Here is a 22,471-nt window from a genome sequence, read left to right as displayed (position 1 = left end):
GTTGGCCGGTATCAGTCCGCCGCTTTGACGCGCCAGTCCGCGGGTGCGCCGGGAAGCAGGTCGTAGGGATGCCGCCAGCCCGGCAGAGTGGAGATGCGCGCCTTCCACGCCTCGATCGCGGGAAACTGCGCCGGGTCGATCCCCGTCGGCTCGGGCATGAAGACGTAGCCCGCCAGCGACAGGTCGGCGATGGTCGGCCGGTCGGCGGCGAGATAGGGATGCACGGCGAGCCGCTTCTCGACCACGCCATAGGCGCCGAGCGCGCGGGTGCGCAGGAACTCCGTCACCGGCGTCTCGGGCGAGCCGCTGAGCCCGATGAGGAAGCGCAAGGTCGCGAAGTAGCTCGTGAATTTGTGATTGTCGAACAGGATCCAGCGCCAGACGTCGCGCCGCTCGGCCTCATCGGCAGGCGCGAAGCGGCCGGTGAGACCGGCGAGATAGTCGAGGATGACGCCCGACTGGCTGATCCGCTCGGCGCCGTGCTCGAGCACGGGAACCTCACCCATGTCGTTGATGTCGCTGCGCCATTGCTCGGTGCGGGTCTCGCCGTGGAAGTAATCGACGAATACCGGCTCCCAATCGAGGCCGCTTAGTTCTAACATTAGTGCGGCCTTGTACGCATTGCCGGACTGGGCAAAGCAGTGCAGACGAAATTCAGCCATGAGTTTCTCCGTTTCCGGAGCGTTTCTAGCAGTTTGGCGCGGCAGCGCGCCATATGCATGCGAGGCATGCGGCAGCATGGATTGCGCTATATTGCGTTGCGCCATATATTTGTTGCAACGCAATATTGTGCCGATACCGGCACGGAGATGAGATGATGTCCGAGACAATTGCTGCCGATGTCCGCGAAGTGGACCCCCCGGAAGGCGTTATCCGGCCGCTCATGCCGACCGAGAACGCGATCTATCTCGATCACCTGCTGCGGCTCGATCCGCTGAGCCGGTTCAGCCGGTTCGGCGGCCCGACTTCCGACAATGCGCTTCGCCGGCATGCCGCGCGTGCGGCGGCCGCAGGCGCGACGCTGATCGGCTATTTCGAGAAGACGATCCTGCGCGGCGTCGCCGAACTGCACCCGGTGGTGACGCTGCCCGGAAAGCCGCGCGTCGCCGAGGCGGCTTTCAGCGTGGAGCGCGAGTGGCAGGGCAAGGGCGTTGGTTCGGCGCTGATGCGCCATCTCGTGCGCTATGCGCAGAATCGCGGGATCGAGCATCTGCAGATCATGTTCCTCGCCAGCAACGGGCGCATGAAGCGCATCGTGGTGCATCACACGGACGATCTCGACGTTGCCGAGAATGAGGTCATTAGCTGCGTGCGCCCGCCGCGCGCGACGCCGTTCTCCTGGCTGCGCGAGGTGATGGATGGCGCTTTCTCGGTGATTCACACCTTCGTCGACCTGCGCGCACGGCTTCTGCCGCCGCCGCTGCGCGGTCAGTGAGCTGCGGGCCGGCGCGCCCGCCTCTGTCGCAAAATGGCTGTTGTTGCAGGCCGTTGCCGCATTGCGGTGACGGCCTTTGTTTTATATTGCTGTTGAAAATCAATGATTTGGACCGATGTTGCGGGCTCTGTCCATGAGCAACTTTCAGCAATATTTCGCGATGCACGCGCTCGGCATGACTAGAAACGTCAAGATGATCCTGGCGCCAATCGCATTTTTTCTTGTCAAGCCGTACTGAATTCGATGTTAAATGCCTCGCCGGTTGCTTGATTCGGAGGCTGTGATGGCAAAGAGCGAAAGCACGAGCGCTGCGGTGGCGAAGATCGCCGCGAAGGCATTGAAGGACCCGTCCAGCGTAACGCCCGACGAGATCAAGAAACTCGCGGCCTCCGCGCTGACGCAGGCGGCCGACAAGCCGAAGGCGCCGGCCAAGACGGAGGTGAAACCCGCCGCGAAAGCTGCTGCGGCCAAAGCTCCCGCAGCCAAGGCCCCTGCCGCCAAGCCGGCCGCGAAGCCTGCGACCAAGGCCTCCGCGAAAGCCGCGGCTCCGGCAAAGGCGCCGAAAGCCGAAGCGAAAGCGCCCGCAAAGGCCGCGCCCGCCAAGGCTCCGGTCAAGGCCGCCGCGAAGTCCGCGGCGCCAAAGGCAGCGGCCAAGGCTGCCGCTCCCGCTCCGGCCAAGAGCGCGGCGAAGCCCCCGAAGAAGGCGGGCAAGGGCAAGTAATCCCACGCCGAGATGTGTCGAGCATCCGGCGCGGTGGTATGCCGCGTCGTATCCTCGTTCGGCCTTTGCCTTGACACTGCCGCGTTCGGAACGGAGACAGGGCGCCTGTTCCCTGGAATCCGTGCATGAGCTTCGCATTTGATCGGGCGCTCGGCGTGATGTCGGCGCGGCGGACGACATGGCGGCGACCGTCACGGACGGTGTCGGCCGGCTCCGCCCTGGCTTTTTTCGCATCGCTTCTGATGGCGTTTCTCCTGGCGGCGTCGTTCGGCGCGGCCGGGGCGCAGGAGATCGACCAGAGCGTCTTCAAGTCGCGCCTCGAGGGCTGGCGGGCCATCGTCGACAGCGTCGAGGCCGGCCTCGGCCGCGACGATCTCAGCCCCATAAATCTCGACGAGCTGCGTGCGCGGGTCGATCCGGTGCGCGGCGAACTTGAAGCCGCTATTGGCCTCTTCGATCCGCGCTTGTCGGACCTGCAGAAGCGCATGCAGGAGATCGGCGACAAGCCGGGCCCCGACGCTCCTCCCGAAGACCCGTCGATCACGCAGGAGCGTGACCAGCTCGCCGCTCGGATCACCGAGCTCGACGCCACCTTGAAGCAAGGGCGCCTGTTGAAGGTGCGTGCCGATCAGCTCGCCGACCGCATCACCAGCCGGCGGCGGGCGATCTTCACCGATACCCTGCTGGCGAGCACCAACAGCGTCCTCGATCCGGACCTCTGGATCACGGCGGCCCGGTCGATACCCGTGGAGCTGCGCGGCATCGGCTATCTGCTGGGCGACTGGTCCGCCTATGCGAACATCCGCATGAGAGTGAGCGGGCAGATCGCGCTGACATTCGGCGTCATCGCCATCATCATCGCGGTGGTGCTGCTGCGGCGGGCGTTGCGCCGGCCGCTGCGCCATTTCGACCGCGAACCGGCGGATGCGCCGGCCTCGCGGCTGCGCGTGGTGTCGCTGGCGGCTCTCGAAGCCGTGGTCGGCGCCGGCGCGGCGCCGCTCGCCACTGCCGCTTCGATCGCGCTGCTGAACGCTTTCGACGTGCTGCCGCCGCGCATTCGGGAAATCTCCCAAGGCCTGCTGCTGGCGGTCACCATAGCCGCCGTCGGCGTCGCGCTCGCCTATGCGGTGCTGGCGCCGGACAGGCCGCGCCGCCGGGTGCTGCTGCTGGCCGGCATGAACGACGACATCGCCCGGCTGCTCTATCGCCACACGGCGGCGGCGGTGTGGATCCTGGCGGCCGTCGCCTTCGTCTCGACTCTCCACCGCACGCTCGTCGCGCCGCTGCAGCTCACGGTCGCGACCAATGCGCTGCTGGCGCTGCTCCTGGTGGCGATCGCCGCCCGGGTGCTGCGGGCGCTGGGCAGGGCCGAGGACGACGAGGAGGCTCCCGCCGCCGCGAACGCCACCACGGCGGAGGGCAATGGCGAGGAGGCCGTGGTCTCGTCGGCGCTGCGCTGGATCCGGCTGCCGATGTGGATCCTGAACGCGGGCGTGCTCGGCGCGCTGGTCGCGGGCTACGTCAATCTGGCGTCCTTCCTCGCCTCGCGCACGCTGGTCGCGGTGGTGATGGCGGCGACGCTCTATCTCGTCATCGCCCTCATCAATGCTGTGTTCATCGATAGCCTGTCCCAGGGCCCGCGCGCCAAATGGGCGGCGAAGACGCTCGGCGTGCGCCATGGCAGCGTCGAGCTGATCGGCGTGCTGGTGGCCGGCTTCCTCAAGGCGGTGGCCATCATCATCGCCTGCATCATGGTGGTGGGCACCTGGGGCACCTCGACCGCCGACCTGCGCGACTTCGTGAGCCGGATCACCTTTGGCTTCACCATCGGCAGTTCGACCATCACGCTCGGCGACGTCTTCGGCGCACTGGTGTTCCTGATCATCGGCATCGCGGTGGCGCGCGGCATCCAGCGCTGGGTCGGTGCGGCGCTGCTGCCGCGCACGGCGCTCGATCCGGGGCTGCAGAACTCGATATCGACCATCATCGGCTATGTCGGCTCGATCGCCGTGGTGGCGATCGCGATGGGGCAGCTCGGGCTGAACCTCGAGAACATCGCCCTGGTCGCCGGTGCGCTGTCGGTCGGTATCGGCTTCGGCCTGCAGTCGATCGTGTCGAACTTCGTCTCGGGGCTGATCCTGCTCGCCGAACGGCCGATCCGGGTCGGCGACATGATCCTGGTCAAGGGCGAGGAGGGCTATGTGCGCCGCATCAGCGTGCGCGCGACCGAGATCGAGACCTTCGATCGCGCCATGGTGCTGATCCCGAACTCGGACCTCATCACCGGCATGGTGAAGAACTTCACCCATGCCAACACCACCGGCCGGGTCATCGTGCCGGTGAACGTGACCTATGATTCCGATCCGGAAGAGGTGCGCGATATCCTGATCGGCTGCGCGTGCGACCATCCGCAGGTGCTGCGCTCGCCGCCGCCGCGCGTCTTCCTGATGAAGTTCGGCGATGCCTCGCTGCAGTTCGAGCTGCGCTGCGTCGTCGCAAATGTCGACTATGCGCTCACCGTGAAGAGCGACCTGCATTTCGCCGTGTTCGACCGGCTGAAGGCCGCGAAGATCGGCATGCCCTACACGCCCTGGAGCATTTATCGCGGCCAGCCCATTCGCGGCATACCCGACCTCGGCGACGAGGCCGGGGACGTGTCGACGTGACGCTTTGCTAACCAGCCGCGCCTAAAGCTTCGCAATGTCCCTCGATCGCGAGACAGCCATGCGCCCGACACGTCTGATGATCGTCGCCTCCTCCTTGCTCGCGACGGCGCTGCTCGCCGGATGCGGCACCACCGACAAGCTGCCCTCTGACCCCTCCTTTTACGACAACCTCTCGCGCGGCGGGCAGGTCGACTCGGAAGCGGCGGCCAAGCTGCTCTCGGACTACCGCCAGGGGCGCGGGTTGCCGGCGGTGACGGTCGACCCGGTGCTGACCACGGTGGCCCAGCGCCAGGCGAAGGCGATGGCGGCGGCCGACCAGCTCTCCCACAGCGTCGGCGGGCGCACGCTCACCCAGCGGCTCAAGGCGGCGGGCTTCGACGGGCTGAAGGCGGTCGAGAATGTCGGCGCCGGCTATCATACGCTCGCCGAGGCGTTCTCTGGCTGGCGGGACTCGCCCTCGCACAACAGGAACATGCTGGTCTCCGGCGCGACCCGCATGGGCATCGCGACGGCGCTGGCGCCGAACAGCAAGTACAAGGTCTACTGGGCGCTGGTGCTGGCCGTGCCGGACCCGAAGACGACCGCACCCGCAGCCGATGCGGCCGGTCCCGCAGCGGCTCCCGCCGCCGCGCCGGGCGATACCACGATGACGATCAACGGCGCGCCGCTGCCGCCTTCCCCGCCGCCGGCACGCTGACGCTCAATTCCTGAGGCCGCGCCGTTCGCGCAGCCACTGCACGCCGGCCTTGGCGAGGGCGCGGCCATGCCGGCCCGCGTGCTCCATGCCGGTCGCGAGCGTGAAGCCGGTGGAAGAGGCGGGGGCAAGGCCGACGAGCAGGTCCGCCATCGGCAGCCGGTCGCGCCAGACATTGCCGAAATCGGAATCGGGCACCGTCGTCAGGCTGTCGGCGAGCGTGATCGAGGGATCGTCGAGGATCACCCGCGTCACCTCCATGTCGAGCAGGGCCCCCGGCGAGAAGGCCGCGAGGCGTCCGTCGAAGGCGGTCTTGTAGAACCAGACGCGGCTGCCCGAGGCGAGCAGGATGGCGGCGGCGACCGGGCCGGCGGATTGTTCGAGACGGACGATCCGCGCCTGCCCGCTGATGGCAAGCGCCGCCACGCTCTCGCGGAAGAAGGCGGCGATGCGGCTGTCCTGTTCAACGGCGGTGCCGCGGCGTCCCTTCCAGCCGGTGGCCTCGATATCGAGGAAGCCCTGCAGGGCGGCGGAAATATCCTCCGGCCCGGTAGCGACGCATGCCTGCAGCGCGCCGCCATGCTGCTCCAGTCGCCGCCGCTGCTGGGCGAGCCGCTTGCGACGGTTGCGGGAAAGTGAGTGCTCGAACGCCTCGAGGCGCGCGGCGCCTTCCGGCAGGTGCAGCGCCGGACGGTCGACCGGATCGAAGATGACGGCAGGCCGACGCCGTGCGGCGAGGGCGGCCTGCCAGGCCTCGGTGAAGCGGCCCTCGGTCGGCACGAAGGGCATGAGCAGCGCCACCGGGCGCGGCCGCGCGAGGGCCAGGGCGTCGAGCAGGGCACCGCATATGGCGGGCGCGTCGTCGTCGGCGATCAGCGGCGTGCCGTGCGGCGCATAGGGCAGATGGTGGATGGCGCAGGCGAGCGGCACACCCCAGCGCGCGCGGCTGAAATGGAGCGGCAACAGGCCGGCGAGGACGCCGTCGCGTTCAGCGAGGAGAAAACGCAGGCCGTTCGCACCGAGATGCCGGAGCGCCGGCAGCACATAGTCAGGCTCGGCGAAGACGTTCGGCTCGATCGCTTCGGCCGCCAGCGCGCGCCAGTCCTCGGCCCGTGCCTGCATCTCGGCCGGCGTCGCCCAGCGGGTGGTGATCGGGGCGCTCGCGCTCACGGGCCGACGGTTCCGCGTGGGCCGAGCAGCGAGGCGCTGAGGCCAAGCCGCCGCCGGGCGACGAGGAAAAGCAGCACCGATTCGACGACATAGGCGAGGGTCGGCGCCAGGGCAGCGCCCATCAGCCCCAGGCGCGGGATCAGCAGGAAGCAGAGCAGGACATTCACCGCGAAAGCGGCGGCGTAGATCACCGCGCAGGCGTTCTGCTCCCCGAGCATGACGAGCAGGCGCTCGGCAGGGCCGACGGCGGCGCGCGCCAGCAGGCCGACCGCGAGCACGAAGAGCAGTGGATAACCGGCCTCGAAGCCCTCGCCGAACAGCGACAGCACGAGGCGCCCCAGTGCGAGCATCACCACGGCGGCGGCGAGCGAGGGCCAGAAGGTCCAGCGCACCGTGTCGGCGAGGTAGTGCGCCAGCTCGTCCCGTGCGCCGGAGACGTGCAGGCCGGTGAAGCGATGCGCGGATGCGGCGGCGACCGAGAACGAGATGAAGGCGACCGGCGCCAGCGTCTTGGTGGCCGCGAAATAGACCGCGACGTCTTCGGGCGTCACGAAGAGCTCAAGGATGAGCAGGTCGGCATAGGTGAGCAACAGATAGAAGCCGTCGACCACGAAGATCGGCAGCGCGACCCGCAGCCAGCCGCTGGTCGCGTAAAGGCGCGCCTCGCCGGAGAGATGCGCGAGCCGCGTGGTGAGCCGCCGGTCGAGCACGAGCATCTGGACCAGCGTGGTCAACCAGGTGGCGCCGGCCGCTGCCGCCACCGCGCCCGTCGCCCCCGCCGGGATGCCGGCGAGGATCAGCCCGCCCATCACGGCGAGGATGATGAGGGGGCGGGCGATGTAGTCCGGCGCCAGCGCCAGCCCGACCCAGTCATAGGAGCGGGCGATGCCGTCCTGCACCTCGGCGACCGCATAGAGCGGCACGCAGGCGAAGGCGATGGCGAAGGGCAGCAGGTAATAGGCGGGAATGCGCTCGCCCAGCAGCGCCACGGCAAGCACGCCGAGGAGGGCGCAGAGCGTGCCGATGAGAAAGGTCATCCACCGGCTGCCGGCCAGGAAGCCGCGCAGCAGCCCGTGCGTCCCGCGCTGAGCATATTCGGGCAGGAAGCGCTGCGCCGCCGAGCCGAGGCCAAGCGGCGCCAGCATGCCGAGCACGCTGGTCCAGGCCCAGACATAGACATAGACGCCGAACTCGAAGGCGCCCATCCAGCGCGCCAGCAGGATCTGCGAGAAGAACGCGATGGCGGCGCTGGTGGCGCGGATCAGGAAGGCGGTGCCGGCGAGGCGGGTGAGGGCGGAGCGCTCGCCGCGCCACAGGCCGGCCAGCCGGTCGCGCAGGCGCGCGAGGCCGCCGGTCCCGGCCTGCCTCCTCGGTCCGCCTTGTTGCCCTTCTGGTTCTTCCGGCAAGGAATGCTCCGCGGCCGCCGCTTGGTTCAAAGCGCCATTGCCGCGTTAGCACAGCTCGCTTTAATTCTCCCTTGAGACGTGCTCATCGCCTCATGGTCGCCGGGGCGAGCGGGTTGTCGAGCACCACCGCCGGATGCGGCTCGTCGGGGCGCGGCAGGCCCATGAAGGCGTCGAACAGCCGGCGGATCACCGCCGGCTCGACGTCGCGCACGATCATCACCATGCGGGTGCGCCGGTCCTCGTCCGGCCAGCCGGGCAACTGGCTCGGCGGGTGCAGCACGTGCTGCACGCCATGGAGCACGAGCGGGCGCTCCGGGTCCTCGGCAAGCTTCACGATGCCCTTGAGGCGCAGCAGCTTGGAGCCGTGCGTGCCGCGCACCAGCTCGAGGAACATGTCGAGCGCGACGGCGCCGATCGGCGCATCGGTGGCCAGCGTGAAGGCGCGGATGCGGTCGTCGTGCCGGTTCGGGTCATGGCCCGCGCCGAAATCTTCTTCCGCCGCGGCGACGCGCTCGTCGGCGAGCCAGCGGGCGACGTCCGGAATCTTGGTCGAGGGATCGTAGAGGCCGGCATCGAGCAGGGCCTCCGGCGTCGCCTCGCCGCGCGCCGCGTCGAGCACCGGGGCGGCGGGGGCGAGCACGGCGAGGCGGCGGCGCAGCGCGGCGAGGCTCGCAGCGCGCTCGGGCGTGTCGACGAGGTCGGTCTTGGTCAGCACGATGCGGTCGGCAATGGCTGCCTGCCGCACCGCCTCGGGATGCGCGTCGAGCGTCTCCATGCCGTTCACGGCGTCGATCAGCGTCACCACGCCGTCGAGGCGGAAGCGCAGCACCAGATAGGGGTGCATCATCAGGACGTGCAGGATCGGCGCCGGGTCGGCGAGGCCGGTGGTCTCGATGACGACGCGGCGGAAGGGCGGGATGGCGCCGTTGTCCATGCGGCGCAGCAACTGCTCCAGCCCGTCGACGAGGTCGCCGCGCACGGTGCAGCACAGGCAGCCGCTCGCCAGCAGCACGGTGGAATCGTCGAAATGCTGGACCAGCAGATGGTCGAGGCCGATCTCGCCGAACTCGTTGATCAGCACCGCGGTGTCGGCGAGGCCCGGTTGCTGCAGCAGCCGGTTGAGCAGGGTGGTCTTGCCGGCCCCAAGGAAGCCGGTGAGCAGCGTCACCGGGATCGGAGCGGGCGGAGCCTGTGTCTTTTCGTTCATGCGGCGGAGTCCTTGCGGCCTTTCGAGGCGCCCGGTGCGACCGCAACGACGAGGCCGGCCAGCACCAGCGCCACGCCCATATATTGGGATGTCACCAGCTTTTCGCCCAGAAGGGCGGCCGCGGTGGCGATGGCGATGACCGGCTCCAGCGTGAAGACGAGCCCGACCGCGCTCGGCGCGGCGAGGCGCATGGCCCGAAGCTGCAGCACGAAGGCGGCGATATAGGTGAGCACGATCACCGACAGCGGCTTCAGCGCGGCGCCGAGCGCCTCCGGCCCGGCTGGGCCGCCAAAGGCCAGCGCCACCAGGAAGACGCCGGGAACCACGACGAGCTGGGCGGAGAAGGCGAAGGTGAGCGGGTCGAGCCGCCGGCCGACGCGCGATCCGGTGAAAACCTGCACCGCGCAGGCGACGCTCGCCATGGCCGCAAGGGCAAGGCCGCGCGGGTCGAGCGTCGTCCATTGCGGGCCGATGGCCAGCACGAGGCCGGCGAAGGCGAGGGCGAAGGCAACGAATTGCGCGGGCGTCGGCCGCCGTCGGTCGATGAACGGGCTGACCAGCAGGATGATGAGGGGGAAGGTGTAGAAGATGACGACGGCGATGCCGACCGGGATGAAGGCGACTGCCGACAGATAGCATGTGCCGACCATGAGCACGGTCGCCGCGAAGAGCAGGACGCCCGGCCAGGCGGCGCGCGGGGCGAGCGGCCGGCGCCCGAGCACCCATGTCGCGAGGCCGAGGACGCAGACCATGACGCCGACCCGCCACAGGATCAGGTCGGCGCCGATCAGGTTCGCCTCGGCGGCCATGCGGGCGAAGGGCGCACTGATGCCGTAGAGGCTGGCGCTGACGGCAGCAGCAAGAAGCCCGGCGGAGGCTTCCGGCCGGGCGGCGTGAGCGGAATGAATGTCGGCACTCATGGAATCTGCGACGGTGCCCCGGAGAGCGCCGCCTCCTGAAGGAGGTGAAGCGCTCAGTTGACCGGGCGGGGCGCGGGGGCCGGAGCGGGAGCGGCCGCGGCGGGCTTGGGTTTCGGCTTGGCCGCCGGCGCGGTGCCGGAGGCGTCGGCTGAGGTCGTCGGCTTCGCGGCCGGCTTGCTCGCCGCGGGCTTGGCGGCGGGCTTCGCGCCCGGCTTGGCCTTCGGATCGGCGGCCGCGGCGGCCGGCGCGCTCTTCGACTTGTCCTTGGCGGTCCTTGCCTTCTTCTGCTGCGGCGCCGGATAGGCGGCATCGATCGCGGCCTGGTCGTTGACCGGGCCGACCCATACCGGGACCGGCGGCATGGAAGGCGGCAGATTGACCAGCAGGCTGGCGCCGGTGATCTTCGCGCCGCCATTCATGCCGGCGGCGGCGAAGCTGGTCGCCGAGGGCTCGCTGTCGTCATCGGCCTCGGAGGCGACACGCTTGCGCTTGGCGCCGCAGATCTCGGCGCGCATGTCGGGCGGCGTGCCCGCCTCGTTGCGCAGCGAATCGACGGTGGGCGACATCTTGCCGAAGATCGACCAGGATTGCTGGAAGCCCTTCTCCATGAGCAGCGCGGCCTGCTCGGTGCGCTCCTTGCCCGACGAGGTGCCGAGCACCACGGCGAGCACACGGCGATTGCCGCGATGGGCGCTGGCGACGAGGTTGAAGCCGGAGGCGCAGATGAAGCCGGTCTTCATGCCGTCGGCGCCGGGATAGCGGTCGATAAGCTTGTTGTAGGTGCGGATGACGCGGTTGCCGAGCCTGAGCGCCGGGGTGCGGAAGATCTCCTCGTGCTCCGGGAACTCAAGGATGATCGCCCGCGCCAGAACCGCGAGGTCGCGGGCCGTCGTGTAGTTGTCGGGATCGGGCAGGCCGTTCGGATTGGCGAAATGCGAGCCGGTCATGCCGAGCTGCGACGCCTTCACGTTCATCTCGTTGACGAAGTTCGGCAGGCTGCCGCCGACGCCTTCCGCCAGCACCACGGCGATGTCGTTCGCCGACTTGATCAGCATCATCTTCAAGGCGTTGTCGATGGTGATCTGGGTGCCGGGCTTGAAGCCCATCTTGGACGGCGCCTGCGCGGCGGCGACATCCGATACGGTGATCAGCGTATCCGCCGTCACGCGGCCGTCGCGGATGGCGCTGAACACCACATAGGCGGTCATCAGCTTGGTGACGGAAGCGGGGTACCACGGCTTGGTGGCGTCCTCGGCCATCAGAACCTTGCCGGTGTCGACGTCGATCAGCAGCGACGGGGTGGCGCGCGCGGCGAGCGGGGAAAGCCCCAGGAGCGCGGCCAGCAGAAGGGCGCCGAGATTGAGGGAGAAAGGCAGACGCAGGCTTGGCACGCGGCGATATCCGTCCTGATGCGAAGGGAAGGCGAGCGGCGAAGCGTTCACTTGGGGTATTGCATACTCCGATCGCGCTGCCGGAGCAAAACCGAATGTCGGCGTGGCGCAGCGTCACGCCCCGCGTTCTCCTCAGGTTTCCACAGGCGGCGTCTCGCCGGAAGCCGACGCGCTCACCATGAACTGGGCGCGCGCCAGCGCGGCGAACCGGCCGCCGAGCCGCACCAGCTCGTCGAAGGTGCCGGCCTCCACCACCCGGCCGTCCTCGAACACCATGATGCGGTCGGCGTTGCGGATGGTGGCGAGGCGGTGGGCGATGACGAAGGTGGTGCGACCCTTCATCACCTCGTCGAGCGCCGCCTGCACCTTGGCTTCAGTGGAGGCGTCGAGCGCGCTGGTCGCCTCGTCGAGGATGAGGATCGGCGGGTCCTTCAAGAGCGCGCGGGCGATGGAGAGGCGCTGGCGCTCGCCGCCGGAAAGCGAGCGGCCGCGCTCGCCGACGATGGTGGAGAGGCCGTTGCTCTGGCGCTCGACCAGCTCGCGCGCCTGCGCCCGCTCGAGCGCGGCGTCGATCTCCGCGGCCGTGGCGTTCGGGCGCCCGACGCGCAGGTTCTCCTCGATGGTGCGGTTGAACAGCATCGCTTCCTGGAACACCACGCCGATGTTCCGCCGCAGCGAGGCGAGCGTGACATCGCGTATGTCGTTGCCGTCGATGGTGATGCGGCCCGACTGCGGATCGAAGGCGCGATGCAGCAGCGCCAGCGCAGTCGACTTGCCGGCGCCGGTCGAGCCGACGAGGGCGATGGTCTCGCCGGGCGGGACGGCGAAGCTGACGTCGATCAGCGCCGGGCGCTTGCCGTCGTAGGAGAAGGAGACGTCCTCGAAGGCGACGGCGCCCCTGACGTTCTCCAGCGCGCGGGCGCCCGGCCGGTCGCGGACATTGCCGATGGTGTCCACCACCTCGAAGAATTCGGACAGCCGCGGCGCGTCGAGCACCATGCGGTTGACGAAGCCGACCACTTGGTCGAGCCGCCCGACCAGCATGGTGGCGAAGCCGACGAAGGTGACGATCTCGCCGATGGTGGCGAGGCCGTTGATGTGCAGCCAGATGCCGACGAGGAAGATGGCGAGGATGGTGAGCGTCGTCGCCGCCTTGGTGCCGACCGACACGATCGCCCACCAGGAGAGCACCGGAATCTGCGCGGCGAGCACGTTCTCCATGGTCTGCCGCAGCCCCCGCACCTCGGCCTCGATGCGGGTGAAACTCTGGATCACCGCGACATTGCCGAGCGCGTCGGCGCTGCGCTCGGCGAGGTCGGACTGCAGCCGCTCCACCTGGCGCTGCATGCCCTGGGTGCGGTTCAGCACGAAATAGGTGAGCGCCATAAAGATGCCGAGCAGCCCGACCAGCAGGATGCCGAGCCGCCAGTTCACATAGACGGCGATCGGCAGCAGCACGACGAGCGCCACCATGCCGGCGCAGTGCTCGCGGAAGAAGGCGAGCCACAGGCCCCACAGCCCGTCGGCGCCCTGCAGCATCACCTTCATCAGGCGGCCGGAATGCACCTCGCCGTGGAAGCCGAGCGGCAGTTGCAGCACGTGCTCGAAATAATCGCAGATGATGCCGAGCCGGCGGCGATGCGCCAGCCGGTCGGCGTGCAGCGCGATCGTCACCCCGGCGACGATGGTGAAGATGCCGAAGGCCGCCCAGGTGCCGAGCAGCGGCAGGAGTTCCGTAAAGGTCGGGATGCGGTTCTCGGACTGCGCCCGCACCAGCGCGTCGACCACCCGGCCGAACAGCACCGGCTCGGCGAACAATGCGATGGCGAGGCCCACATTGGCCAGCGCCAGCAGCGTCGCGAGGCGCCGTTCCGGGCCGAGGGCGGCGAGGACGCGGGCATAGAGGCGGAGAAAGTCCATCGGCGAGTCGCGTGGCTGCGGAGCTTCACTCCATCACAGGATCGGCTACCGGCAAAGCGCTGCTTTCGGCCTGCATCTTGCTTTCCCGAAGGCCCCTGCTTCGTCCGCGTTTTGCAGCGCCATGGAAGCTTCACGAGTGAACACATAAAGTTGTGCCATGGCTGATTCGGTCGCGCGGCTCTACGAGGCGGTTGTGGCGACGCGGGCGGGACGCAATCCCTCGCCGCGCACGGAGAAGCTGTTCGCGCGCGGCCGGCCCTTCATCGCCAAGAAGCTCGCCGAGGAGGGCGTCGAGGTCGCGCTCGACGCGGTGGCGGGTGACAAGGCGGCGGTGGTGCGCGAGAGCGCCGACCTCGTCTACAACCTCGTCGTGCTGTGGGTGGAGGCCGGCATCCGTCCCGAGGACGTCTGGGCCGAGATGCAGCGGCGCGAGCAGCTAATGGGCATGGCCGAAAAGCTGCCGAAGAACGGCGATCTCAAGCACGGGTCGAAGGGCGGCAAAGATGAACGCGGCAAGGACGGCCGTCAGTTCGCCATGGATCTAATGCTGGCTGCCGGTTCGGAGACGATCGGCGAGAGCCGCGACGCGCCTCCGGTCATCACCCCGCCCCGCCGCCGGCGCGGCTGACCCGCCACGCGGCTGATCCGCCCACGCCCTTGCTGCCTTCCCGGAGTTCCGATGCTGCGCCGTCTCTATCAGTGGGTGATCGACCTTGCCGAGCGCCCCTCCGCCACCTGGGCGCTTGCCGGCGTCTCCTTCGCCGAGAGCTCGTTCTTCCCGGTGCCCCCGGACGTGATGCTGGTGCCGATGTGCGTCGCGCGGCCGGCGCGCGCCTGGTACTACGCGGGGGTCTGCACGATCGCCTCGGTGGTGGGCGGGCTGTTCGGCTACGCGATCGGCGCGCTGCTCTACGAGACGGTCGGGCTGTTCCTGATCCAGCTCTACGGCTATGGCGACAAGGTCGACGCCTTCGCGCAGGCCTATGCGCAGTACGGGCACTGGATCATCCTGATCAAGGGCCTGACGCCGATCCCCTACAAGGTGGTGACCATCACCTCCGGCTTCGCGCACTACAACCTGTTCTGGTTCGTCGTGCTGTCGGTGATCACGCGCGGCTTGCGGTTCTTCCTGGTCGCCGGGCTGCTCTACTGGATCGGGCCGGCGGCGCGCGAATTCATCGAGAAGCGGCTCGGCCTCGTCACCGCGCTGTTCGCCGTGCTGGTGGTGGGCGGCTTCGTCGCGGCGGTCTATCTGTTCTGAGGGGCTGTCCGGCTGCTCAATGGCGGCCGGAGCGGCTGCCGAGGCGGGCTTCCAGCACGGTCTTGGCGAACAGCGTCACCACCGCGAGGAAGGCGAGCAGCGAGGCGACCGCGAAGGACGCCTGGAACTGATACTCGTTGTAGAGAATCTCGATGTGCAGCGGCATGGTGTTGGTCTCGCCGCGCACATGGCCGGAGACCACCGACACCGCGCCGAACTCGCCCATGGCGCGGGCGTTGCACAAGAGTACGCCGTAAAGCAGCGCCCATTTCACATTGGGCAGCGTAACCTTCAGGAAAGCCCGCCAGCCGGAGGCACCCAGCGTGACGGCGGCTTCCTCCTCGGAGGAGCCCTGCTCCTGCATCAGCGGGATGAGCTCGCGCGCCACGAAGGGGAAGGTGACGAAGACGGTGGCGAGCACGATGCCCGGCCAGGCGAAGATGATCTTCCAGCCATTGTCGATCAGCCACGGCCCGAAATAGCCCTGCGCGCCGAACATCAGCACGAAGACGAGGCCGGAGATCACCGGCGAGACCGAGAAGGGCAGGTCGACCAGCGTGATCAGCAGGCTCTTGCCGGCGAAGTTGAACTTGGTGATCGCCCAGGCCATCACCAGCCCCATGACCGTGTTGGTGGCGACCGAGACGGCGGCGACGAACAGGGTGAGACGGATGGCCGCCAGCGCGTCCGGATCGACCAGCGCGGCGACATAGGCGTCCCAGCCCTTGGAGAAGGCCTGCGCGAACACGTTGGCGAGCGGCAGCACGATGAACAGGCCCATGAACAGGGCCGCCAGCGCGATGACCGTCCACTTCACGATGGCCGGCTCGGTACGGATGTCCTCGTGACGCGGCGGCGTATGCACGGTCGGGCGCGCGGAGCGCCCCTGCTCGCGGGGGAAGGGCATGGTGTCGGTGACCGCGCTCATCCTGTCCTCCCGGTGCGGTGCTGCGACCAGCGCTGCAGCACGTTGATGACGAAGAGCAGCACGAAGGAGGCGACCAGCATCGCGCAGGCGATGGTGGTGGCGTCGGCGTAGCGGAACTCCTCGAGCCGGATGACGATCAGCAGCGGGGCGATCTCCGACACGTTCGGCAAATTGCCGGCGATGAAGATGACCGAGCCGTACTCGCCGACGGCGCGGGCGAAGGCGAGGGCGAAGCCGGTGAGGAAGGCCGGAACCACGGCGGGCAGGATCACGCGGCGCACGGTGGTCCAGCGCCCGGCGCCGAGGGTGGCCGCGGCTTCCTCGAGGTCCTTGTCGAGGTCCTCGAGCACCGGCTGCACGGTGCGCACCACGAAGGGCAGGCCGATGAAGATCAGCGCGATCAGGATGCCGAGCGGGGTGAATGCCACCTGTATGCCGAGCGGGGCCAGCAGCGCGCCGATCCAGCCATTGTCGGCATAGAGATTGGTGAGCGCGATGCCGGCGACCGCCGTCGGCAGCGCGAAGGGGATGTCGACGAGGGCGTCGAGCAGGCGCTTGCCGGGGAACTCGTAGCGCACCAGCGCCCAGACGATCACCGCGCCGAAGACGAGATTGACGGCGGCGGCGACCAGCGAGAGCCCGAAGGACAGTTTCAGCGCGTTGAAGGTGCGGGGCGCGGTCAGGATCGCGAAGATGCGGTCCGGCGACAGCTCGGCGGTCTTGATGAACAGGCCGGCGAGCGGGATCAGCACGATGAGCGAGAGCCACAATATGGTGACGCCCATGGTGAGGCCGAAGCCCGGAATCGCGCTTCTCTGCCAGAGGCGGTCGCCCACCCGGGGTGCTGCCAGTGCGCTCAAACGTGCCGTCCTCTAAAATCTACAGAGAATGCGGAGAATAAGCCCGGGCGTGCCGCGCGACAAGGCGCCGAACCCGTCGCACGGATTCGGCGCCTCGCGGGTCCGCCGCCTTTGCCGCCGCGTCTCGGAAGGCGCGGGGGCCTCAGTTGGAGTAGATCTTGTCGAAGATCCCGCCGTCGGCGAAGTGCTCCTTCTGTGCCTTGCGCCAGCCGCCGAAGGCCGGGTCGTCGATGGTGATGAGCTCGACCTTGGGGAAGACCTTCTCGTACTTCTTCGCCACCTCGGGGTCGCGCGGGCGATAGAAGTTCTGCGCCGCGATCTCCTGGCCTTCCTTGGTGTAGAGGAACTTCAGGTACTGCTCGGCGACGGCGCGGGTGCCCTTGCGGTCGATGACCTTGTCGACCACGGTGACCGGCGGCTCGGCGAGGATGGAGAGCGAGGGCACGACGATGTCGAACTTGTCGTCGCCGAATTCCTTCTTGGAGAGGAAGGCCTCGTTTTCCCAGGCGAGCAGGACGTCGCCGACGCCGCGCTCGGTGAATGTCACGGTCGAGCCGCGGGCGCCGGTGTCGAGCACGGGCACGTTCTTGAACAGGTCGGCGACGAAGGCCTGCGCCTTCTCGGCCGAGCCGCCATTCTGCTTCAGCGCATAGGCCCAGGCCGCGAGGTAGTTCCAGCGGGCGCCGCCGGAGGTCTTGGGGTTTGGCGTGATGACCTTGACGCCCGGCTTCACCAGGTCGTTCCAGTCCTTGATGCCCTTCGGGTTCCCCTTGCGCACGAGGAACACGATGGTCGAGGTGTAGGGCGAGGAATTGTCGGGCAGGCGCTTCTGCCAGGCGGCGTCGATCAGCCCCTTGTCAGCGATGGCGTCGATGTCATAGGCGAGCGCCAGTGTGACGACGTCGGCCTCGAGGCCGTCGATCACCGAGCGGGCCTGCTTGCCCGAGCCGCCGTGCGACTGCTTGATCTCGATGGTTTTGCCGGCCTCGGCCTTGAACTTCTCGCCGAACGCCTTGTTGACCTGCACGTAGAGCTCGCGCGTCGGGTCGTAGGAGACGTTCAGGAGGTTGACGTCGGCCGCGCTGGCGAGCGTCGGGATGGCGAGGCTGGCGAGGGCAGCCGCGAGGGCCAGTCGCCGCGAAATCCGTGACATGGAGGGTTCTCCCTTTTTCGATGGCCGCATTCGCGGCGCCATGACGGCCATCTTGTCCAAGCATTCCAGTGAGTCAATAAAAAACATATTTTCTATAGATATTTCTCGCAAAGCCGGAGCATCGACGTGAAATCGGCCCGCGCGAGCATTTCACGCAGGCCGCAAAGGTCGATGTTCCGGGGATTTCAGAGGGTCGGGACGGTGTGGATGCCGCACTCGGACTTCGAGCGGCCCGCCCAGCGGCCGGAGCGCAGGTCGTCGCCCGGCTTGGTGCGGCTGGTGCAGGGCATGCAGCCCACCGAGGTGAAACCCTGCGCCGCGAGCGGGTGGCGAGGCAGGCCGAGGCGGTCATAGACGCCCTCGACCTCGTCGCGCGTGGCATTGGCCAGCGGGTTGAACTTCAGGCGGTTGCCTTCCTGCTCGATGACCGGGATCGCCGAGCGCTGGCCGCCATGGTAGCGCTTGCGCCCGTTGAACCAGCCGTCGAAGCCCTTCAGCGCGCGCGCCAGCGGCTCGACCTTGCGCAGGAAGCAGCAGGCATCGGGGTTGGAGAACCACAGGTCGCCATTCGGGTCGCGTTCGGCGAGCGCGTCGGGATCGGGGCGGATCGAGCGCACGTCGGTGAGGCCGAGGCGCGCGACGAGGTCGTCGCGATAGGCGAGCGTCTCCTCGAACAGCCAGCCGGTATCGAGGAACACCACCGGTATGGAGGGGTCGACCTCGGCGACATAGGCGAGCAGGGCGGCGGACTCGGTGCCGAAGGACGACACCACGCCCAGCCGGCCGGGGCAGATGATGTTGGTCGCGGCCTCGACGATCTCGCGGGGGGATGCGCCTTCGAGATCGCGGCGCAGCTCGTCGAAATCCAGGCCGATGGCGGAGATGTTCATTCGGCGGCCTCGGCCTGAGCGGGAGCTTCGGCGACGCGGCCGAGCCGGGCGCGCAGGATCGTCGGCCGGCCGTCGCCGGTCGGCTGGTAGAAGGCGGTGTAGGACTTCAACTCGTCGACATAGGCGTCGGCGTCGGCGTCCTTGGTCGCCTCGAGCTGGTCGAAGCCGGCGCGCGACATGTAGAGGAACTGGTCGCGCAGCACGTTGCCGGTGGCGCGCAGCGGGCCCTGCCAGTCGAAGCGCTCGCGCAGCAGGCGGGCCTGACTGTAGGCGCGGCCGTCGCGGAAGGTCGGGAAGACCAGCGCGATCAGTGCGAGCTGGTCGAGATAGGGCTCGATCGCCTCGATGCGCCTGTTGTTCGGCCAGACGACGCCGACCGGCGCGCCGCGGCGGGCGAGTTCGGCGCCCTCGCGCAGCAGGCGGTCGGCGCTCACCAGGACCGGCGCGCCTTCCGGCAGCGCTTCGTCGTCGGCGACGCGGACATAGCGGTCCGCGATCACATGGCCGTTCTCAATGAGCTTCATAGACCCGCTCCTTGAAGGGTTCGGTGCCGAGCCGCGCGACGGTGTCGACGAACAGCTCACGGGGATTGGTGCGCAGCTCGAGATAGGCGTCGACGATGCGCTCGATGAGGTCCGGCACTTCCTCGTAGGAAACCGCCGGGCCGAGCAGCGTGCCGAGCTGCGCCTGCTCGTCGGCACGCCCGCCGATGGTGATCTGGTAGAATTCCTGGCCGTTCTTCTCGACGCCCAGAATGCCGATATGGCCGACATGGTGGTGGCCGCAGGCATTGATGCAGCCGGAGATGTTGACGTGCAGCCGGCCGATACCGCGGGCGCGGTCGAGATCGGCGAAGCGCCGGGCGATGTCCTGCGCCACCGGAATGGCGCGGGCATTGGCGAGGGCGCAGTAGTCAAGGCCCGGGCAGGCGATGATGTCGCTGACCAGGTTGACGTTCGGCGTCGCGAGGCCGGCGGCGTCGAGCGCGCGCCACAGCGCCGGCAGGTCGCGCTGGGCGACATGCGGCAGGCAGAGATTCTGCTCGTGGCCGACGCGGATCTCGCGGAAGGCGTAGCGTTCGGCGAGGTCGGCAATCACGTCCATCTGGTCGGCGGTGGCGTCGCCCGGAGGCAGTCCCACCGGCTTCAGCGAGACGGTGAGGATGGCGTAGCCCGGCACCTTGTGGCGCGCGATGGAGCTCCGGTACCAGGTCGCGAAACGCTCGTCCTGCAGTGCCTCGACGAGCTCGGGCGGGTTGTCGGCGAGCTTCTCGAACTTCGGATAGATGAAGCGGCTGCGGATGTCGGCGATCACCGCGTCGTCGAGCTGCAGGGCGCCGTCGCGGATCGATTCCCACTCCTTCTCCACCTCGGCGCTGAAGGCCTCGGCGCCGATCTCGTGGACCAGGATCTTGATGCGCGCCTTGTAGATGTTGTCGCGCCGGCCGAACTGGTTGTAGACGCGCATCACCGCCTCGATGTAGCTCAGCAGGTGGCGCACCGGCAGGAAGTCCTTGATCTTCTTGCCGATAAAGGGCGTGCGCCCGAGGCCACCGCCGACCAGAACCTCGAAGCCGAGCTCGCCGGCGGCGTTGCGATGCAGCCGCAGGCCGACATCGTGCACCTTGATGGCCGCGCGGTCGTGGTCGGCCGCGGTGATGGCGATCTTGAACTTGCGCGGGAGATACGAGAACTCCGGGTGCATGGTCGAGTACTGGCGCAGGATCTCGGCCCAGATGCGCGGATCGTCGACCTCTTCCGGGGTGGCGGCGGACCACTGGTCGGTGGTCACGTTGCGGATGCAGTTGCCGGAGGTCTGGATGCCGTGGACGCCCACCTCGGCAAGCGCCGCCATGGCCTCGGGCAGCTCCTCCAGCTTGATCCAGTTGAACTGGATGTTCTGCCGGGTGGTGAAATGGCCGTAGCCGCGATCATAGGTGCGGGCCACATAGGCCATGCGGCGGAGCTGGTCGGCGGAGAGCGTGCCATAGGGGATGGCGACGCGCAGCATATAGGCGTGGAGTTGCAGATAGACGCCGTTCATCAGCCGGAGCGGCTTGAACTCATCCTCGGTGAGCGCACCCGACAGGCGGCGGCCGACCTGGCCACGGAACTCCGTGACGCGCTCGGCGAGCAGGGTGCGATCGAATTCGTCATAGGCGTACATAACTGATTTTCCGAGGATATTTTTTGAGGGCGCGTCAGGCGGGCAATTCGAAGGTCGGACCGGCGACGCGGATGCGCTCGCGCAGATTTCCCGGCAGGATGGCGCTGCCCTCGCCGAGAATGACCGGCGCCACATAGGGCCCGACCGCGTCGGTGTCGCGCTTGCCGGCGGCTTCCAGCAGGGCGATGGCTTCGGGGGCGGTGGTCACCACGATCGCGTCGTTGAGCTCGGTCGACCAGCCGCCCTCAGCCGTGCGCCACACCACGACGCCGTCGGTGAGCCGGTTGGCGGTGACGGTGACGGGGCCGTTGACCTTCAATTTCTGCTGCTGCGGCGCGGCCATTTCCGATAATCCCATGTATTTTAGTGGTTCTAACTATATAACACGAATTCGAATGTGCAAAAGAGATAATTGCACAAATATTATGTGTATTTATCGCGAACGCACTGGAGTACTGTACAATTTTGATGGGAAATCGCTTCCGGTGATGAGCAGATGAATGCCGCTCGAAGGATGATCCCACAGCACGAGCAATGGCTTGATTGCCATCGCGCCGCGTAGGATCGCGATCCGCTCGCGCCCGGAACCGGCGCGTCTATTATACGATCAGATGATGTTCAATTCGGCGTGCGGCCGGCCGGCGAGGATTCGCTCATAGGAAAACACATCGAGATCGAGGGAAATAGAGCGGCCATGCGCGATCCATTCGGCGATGGCGCGGCCGGCGGCGGGGGCCTGCTGCAGGCCGTGACCCGAGAAGCCGTTCATGAAGTAGAAATTGCCGATCTCGGGATGCGGGCCGAGCACGGCATTGTGGTCGAGCAGGTTCATCTCGTAGTGCCCGGCCCAGGCGCGCAGCGGCTTGAGCTCCTCCATGGCGGGGATGCGGTGGGCGAGGGCGGGCCAGATGATCTCCTCGAACACGCTCCAGTCGACCTCGAAGTCGCCGTCGGCGTCGGGGTCCCGGTCCTCCGGCGGCGGCGCGCCGCAGATCTGGTAGGCGCCTTCCGGTCGGATATAGAAGCCCGAGGGATCGACCAGCAGCGGCAGGCGCGGTAGCGGCGTGCGGCAATGCACGACGAAGATGCAGCGCTTGCGTCCTTCGACGGGCAGGGGGATGCCGGCGAGGCCGGCGAGCCTTCCCGCGCTCGGGCCGGCGGCGTTCACAAGGGCGTCGCAACCGAGCCGCCGTCCGTCGGCCAGCGTCACCGCGCTCACGCGCGCGCTCGCGCGCTCCATGCGTACAACTTCTCCGTCTATCAGCATCGCGCCTTGTCTTCGGGCTGCGCGGCGGGCGCCGGCGAGGAAGGCGTGGGCGTCGAACCAGCCCTCACCGGAGAGGCCATAGGCGCCAAGCGCGATGCCGTCGAGGTTCAGCCAGGGGAAGGTTTCCGCCAGCGCGGCGGGATCGAGCAGGGCGATGTCGGCGCCCTCGGCCATCTGCACGGCATGGTTGGCTCGCAGCACCGGCATGCCGGCCTCGCTGGCGAGCAGGAGATAGCCACCCTCGTGCAGGCCGATCTCGGTGTCGGCGTCGAATCGCTCCTTGATGGAGCGTAGGAACTCCAGCCCGAACAGCGACATGCGGATGTTCTCGGGGATGGAGAACTGCTGGCGCACCGAGGCGGCCGAGAGGGTCGTCGAGGAGCGGGCGAAGCTGGCATCGCGCTCGATCACCGCAA

At 68.2% G+C, this 22,471-nt stretch carries 21 protein-coding genes (1 of these 21 running past the window's edge); 6 read left to right on the top strand and 15 right to left on the bottom strand.

Going from position 1 to position 22,471, the window contains the following annotated elements; translation table 11 throughout:
* Positions 1 to 11 precede the first annotated feature (11 nt).
* Positions 12 to 662, bottom strand: a complete 651-nt coding sequence (locus U742_RS0115555) for a glutathione S-transferase family protein (protein WP_038361773.1) — start codon at positions 660 to 662, stop codon at positions 12 to 14.
* A 155-nt stretch (positions 663 to 817) separates the two neighbouring features.
* Here U742_RS0115555 and U742_RS0115550 point away from each other — a divergent pair, with 155 nt between their 5' ends.
* From U742_RS0115550 to U742_RS0115530, 4 genes are all read left to right on the top strand, one after another.
* Positions 818 to 1,435 (top strand): GNAT family N-acetyltransferase, encoded by a 618-nt coding sequence (locus U742_RS0115550; protein ID WP_197028273.1) that lies wholly within the window; start codon positions 818 to 820, stop codon positions 1,433 to 1,435.
* A gap of 283 nt (positions 1,436 to 1,718) precedes the next feature.
* Positions 1,719 to 2,156, top strand: a complete 438-nt coding sequence (locus U742_RS23240; protein ID WP_038361770.1) for a hypothetical protein — start codon at positions 1,719 to 1,721, stop codon at positions 2,154 to 2,156.
* A gap of 242 nt (positions 2,157 to 2,398) precedes the next feature.
* The gene (locus U742_RS0115535; RefSeq protein ID WP_248310384.1) at positions 2,399 to 4,822 is read left to right on the top strand and encodes a DUF3772 domain-containing protein; all 2,424 of its coding nucleotides are present in this window, start codon (positions 2,399 to 2,401) and stop codon (positions 4,820 to 4,822) included.
* A 58-nt stretch (positions 4,823 to 4,880) separates the two neighbouring features.
* Entirely contained in the window at positions 4,881 to 5,519 is a 639-nt protein-coding gene (locus tag U742_RS0115530; protein WP_029354622.1) for a CAP domain-containing protein, read from the top strand.
* A 3-nt stretch (positions 5,520 to 5,522) separates the two neighbouring features.
* Here U742_RS0115530 and U742_RS22610 read toward each other — a convergent pair whose 3' ends face one another.
* The 6 genes from U742_RS22610 to U742_RS0115500 form a co-directional block, all read right to left on the bottom strand.
* Positions 5,523 to 6,686 (bottom strand): GNAT family N-acetyltransferase, encoded by a 1,164-nt coding sequence (locus U742_RS22610; protein WP_029354620.1) that lies wholly within the window; start codon positions 6,684 to 6,686, stop codon positions 5,523 to 5,525.
* Positions 6,683 to 8,092, bottom strand: coding sequence for a lipopolysaccharide biosynthesis protein (locus U742_RS0115520; RefSeq protein WP_051661265.1), 1,410 nt, complete (start codon positions 8,090 to 8,092; stop codon positions 6,683 to 6,685). The genes U742_RS22610 and U742_RS0115520 overlap by 4 nt, the downstream gene beginning before the upstream one ends.
* Before the next feature lie 82 nt (positions 8,093 to 8,174).
* Entirely contained in the window at positions 8,175 to 9,299 is a 1,125-nt protein-coding gene (locus U742_RS0115515; RefSeq protein WP_029354615.1) for a CobW family GTP-binding protein, read from the bottom strand.
* A complete protein-coding gene (locus tag U742_RS0115510; RefSeq protein WP_029354613.1) occupies positions 9,296 to 10,219 on the bottom strand; it encodes an EamA family transporter in 924 nt (307 codons plus the stop codon). The genes U742_RS0115515 and U742_RS0115510 overlap by 4 nt, the downstream gene beginning before the upstream one ends.
* A 53-nt stretch (positions 10,220 to 10,272) precedes the next feature.
* Positions 10,273 to 11,610 (bottom strand): D-alanyl-D-alanine carboxypeptidase family protein, encoded by a 1,338-nt coding sequence (locus U742_RS0115505; RefSeq protein ID WP_081853063.1) that lies wholly within the window; start codon positions 11,608 to 11,610, stop codon positions 10,273 to 10,275.
* Between the two features lie 132 nt (positions 11,611 to 11,742).
* A complete protein-coding gene (locus U742_RS0115500; RefSeq protein ID WP_029354609.1) occupies positions 11,743 to 13,530 on the bottom strand; it encodes a glucan ABC transporter ATP-binding protein/ permease in 1,788 nt (595 codons plus the stop codon).
* Between the two features lie 157 nt (positions 13,531 to 13,687).
* On the opposite strand from U742_RS0115500, the gene hisE reads away from it, so the two are divergent.
* Together hisE and U742_RS0115490 are read left to right on the top strand one after the other, a co-directional pair.
* Positions 13,688 to 14,158 (top strand): phosphoribosyl-ATP diphosphatase, encoded by a 471-nt coding sequence (gene hisE / locus U742_RS0115495; RefSeq protein ID WP_081853034.1) that lies wholly within the window; start codon positions 13,688 to 13,690, stop codon positions 14,156 to 14,158.
* Positions 14,159 to 14,209: 51 nt separating this feature from the next.
* The gene (locus U742_RS0115490) at positions 14,210 to 14,791 is read left to right on the top strand and encodes a YqaA family protein (RefSeq protein WP_029354606.1); all 582 of its coding nucleotides are present in this window, start codon (positions 14,210 to 14,212) and stop codon (positions 14,789 to 14,791) included.
* Positions 14,792 to 14,807: 16 nt separating this feature from the next.
* Here U742_RS0115490 and cysW read toward each other — a convergent pair whose 3' ends face one another.
* The 8 genes from cysW to U742_RS0115450 all read right to left on the bottom strand — a co-directional run.
* Positions 14,808 to 15,698, bottom strand: a complete 891-nt coding sequence (gene cysW, locus U742_RS0115485; RefSeq protein WP_081853062.1) for a sulfate ABC transporter permease subunit CysW — start codon at positions 15,696 to 15,698, stop codon at positions 14,808 to 14,810.
* A 17-nt stretch (positions 15,699 to 15,715) separates the two neighbouring features.
* Positions 15,716 to 16,579, bottom strand: a complete 864-nt coding sequence (gene cysT, locus U742_RS0115480) for a sulfate ABC transporter permease subunit CysT (protein WP_081853033.1) — start codon at positions 16,577 to 16,579, stop codon at positions 15,716 to 15,718.
* Positions 16,580 to 16,721: 142 nt separating this feature from the next.
* Positions 16,722 to 17,732 (bottom strand): sulfate ABC transporter substrate-binding protein, encoded by a 1,011-nt coding sequence (locus U742_RS0115475; protein WP_156034239.1) that lies wholly within the window; start codon positions 17,730 to 17,732, stop codon positions 16,722 to 16,724.
* A gap of 185 nt (positions 17,733 to 17,917) precedes the next feature.
* A complete protein-coding gene (locus U742_RS0115470) occupies positions 17,918 to 18,622 on the bottom strand; it encodes a phosphoadenylyl-sulfate reductase (protein ID WP_029354598.1) in 705 nt (234 codons plus the stop codon).
* Positions 18,619 to 19,146: a DUF934 domain-containing protein gene (locus tag U742_RS0115465; RefSeq protein ID WP_029354596.1), complete on the bottom strand. Its 528-nt coding sequence runs from the start codon at positions 19,144 to 19,146 to the stop codon at positions 18,619 to 18,621. Before U742_RS0115465 ends, U742_RS0115470 begins: the two co-directional genes overlap by 4 nt.
* Positions 19,133 to 20,788 carry a nitrite/sulfite reductase gene (locus tag U742_RS0115460; RefSeq protein WP_029354593.1) on the bottom strand — a complete coding sequence of 552 codons (1,656 nt, stop codon included), beginning with the start codon at positions 20,786 to 20,788 and terminating at the stop codon, positions 19,133 to 19,135. Before U742_RS0115460 ends, U742_RS0115465 begins: the two co-directional genes overlap by 14 nt.
* 34 nt (positions 20,789 to 20,822) lie before the next feature.
* Positions 20,823 to 21,131 (bottom strand): DUF2849 domain-containing protein, encoded by a 309-nt coding sequence (locus U742_RS0115455; RefSeq protein ID WP_029354591.1) that lies wholly within the window; start codon positions 21,129 to 21,131, stop codon positions 20,823 to 20,825.
* Positions 21,132 to 21,395: 264 nt separating this feature from the next.
* Positions 21,396 to 22,471, bottom strand: partial view of an NAD(P)/FAD-dependent oxidoreductase gene (locus tag U742_RS0115450; protein WP_029354589.1) — the 3' portion only. Its footprint extends 97 nt past the window's final position; the window shows 1,076 of its 1,173 coding nt (coding positions 98-1,173); its start codon lies off the right edge, out of view; it ends in the stop codon at positions 21,396 to 21,398.

The organism is Allobosea sp. 117, assembly GCF_000702305.1.
In the GTDB taxonomy this organism is placed as follows: Bacteria; Pseudomonadota; Alphaproteobacteria; order Rhizobiales; family Xanthobacteraceae; genus Ancylobacter.
Note: the sequence above shows the minus strand (reverse complement) of the source record. Positions and strands in the feature narration are given on the sequence as shown.

What these genes read in the sequence shown, in the direction of transcription:
- U742_RS0115555 (WP_038361773.1), bottom strand. Translation starts at nt 662, where the DNA reads ATGGCTGAATTTCGTCTGCACTGCTTTGCCCAGTCCGGCAATGCGTAC.
- U742_RS0115550 (WP_197028273.1), top strand. Translation starts at nt 818, where the DNA reads ATGTCCGAGACAATTGCTGCCGATGTCCGCGAAGTGGACCCCCCGGAA.
- U742_RS23240 (WP_038361770.1), top strand. Translation starts at nt 1,719, where the DNA reads ATGGCAAAGAGCGAAAGCACGAGCGCTGCGGTGGCGAAGATCGCCGCG.
- U742_RS0115535 (WP_248310384.1), top strand. Translation starts at nt 2,399, where the DNA reads ATGGCGTTTCTCCTGGCGGCGTCGTTCGGCGCGGCCGGGGCGCAGGAG.
- U742_RS0115530 (WP_029354622.1), top strand. Translation starts at nt 4,881, where the DNA reads ATGCGCCCGACACGTCTGATGATCGTCGCCTCCTCCTTGCTCGCGACG.
- U742_RS0115515 (WP_029354615.1), bottom strand. Translation starts at nt 9,299, where the DNA reads ATGAACGAAAAGACACAGGCTCCGCCCGCTCCGATCCCGGTGACGCTG.
- U742_RS0115510 (WP_029354613.1), bottom strand. Translation starts at nt 10,219, where the DNA reads ATGAGTGCCGACATTCATTCCGCTCACGCCGCCCGGCCGGAAGCCTCC.
- U742_RS0115500 (WP_029354609.1), bottom strand. Translation starts at nt 13,530, where the DNA reads ATGGACTTTCTCCGCCTCTATGCCCGCGTCCTCGCCGCCCTCGGCCCG.
- hisE (WP_081853034.1), top strand. Translation starts at nt 13,688, where the DNA reads ATGGCTGATTCGGTCGCGCGGCTCTACGAGGCGGTTGTGGCGACGCGG.
- U742_RS0115490 (WP_029354606.1), top strand. Translation starts at nt 14,210, where the DNA reads ATGCTGCGCCGTCTCTATCAGTGGGTGATCGACCTTGCCGAGCGCCCC.
- cysW (WP_081853062.1), bottom strand. Translation starts at nt 15,698, where the DNA reads ATGCCCTTCCCCCGCGAGCAGGGGCGCTCCGCGCGCCCGACCGTGCAT.
- U742_RS0115475 (WP_156034239.1), bottom strand. Translation starts at nt 17,732, where the DNA reads ATGTCACGGATTTCGCGGCGACTGGCCCTCGCGGCTGCCCTCGCCAGC.
- U742_RS0115470 (WP_029354598.1), bottom strand. Translation starts at nt 18,622, where the DNA reads ATGAACATCTCCGCCATCGGCCTGGATTTCGACGAGCTGCGCCGCGAT.
- U742_RS0115465 (WP_029354596.1), bottom strand. Translation starts at nt 19,146, where the DNA reads ATGAAGCTCATTGAGAACGGCCATGTGATCGCGGACCGCTATGTCCGC.
- U742_RS0115460 (WP_029354593.1), bottom strand. Translation starts at nt 20,788, where the DNA reads ATGTACGCCTATGACGAATTCGATCGCACCCTGCTCGCCGAGCGCGTC.
- U742_RS0115455 (WP_029354591.1), bottom strand. Translation starts at nt 21,131, where the DNA reads ATGGCCGCGCCGCAGCAGCAGAAATTGAAGGTCAACGGCCCCGTCACC.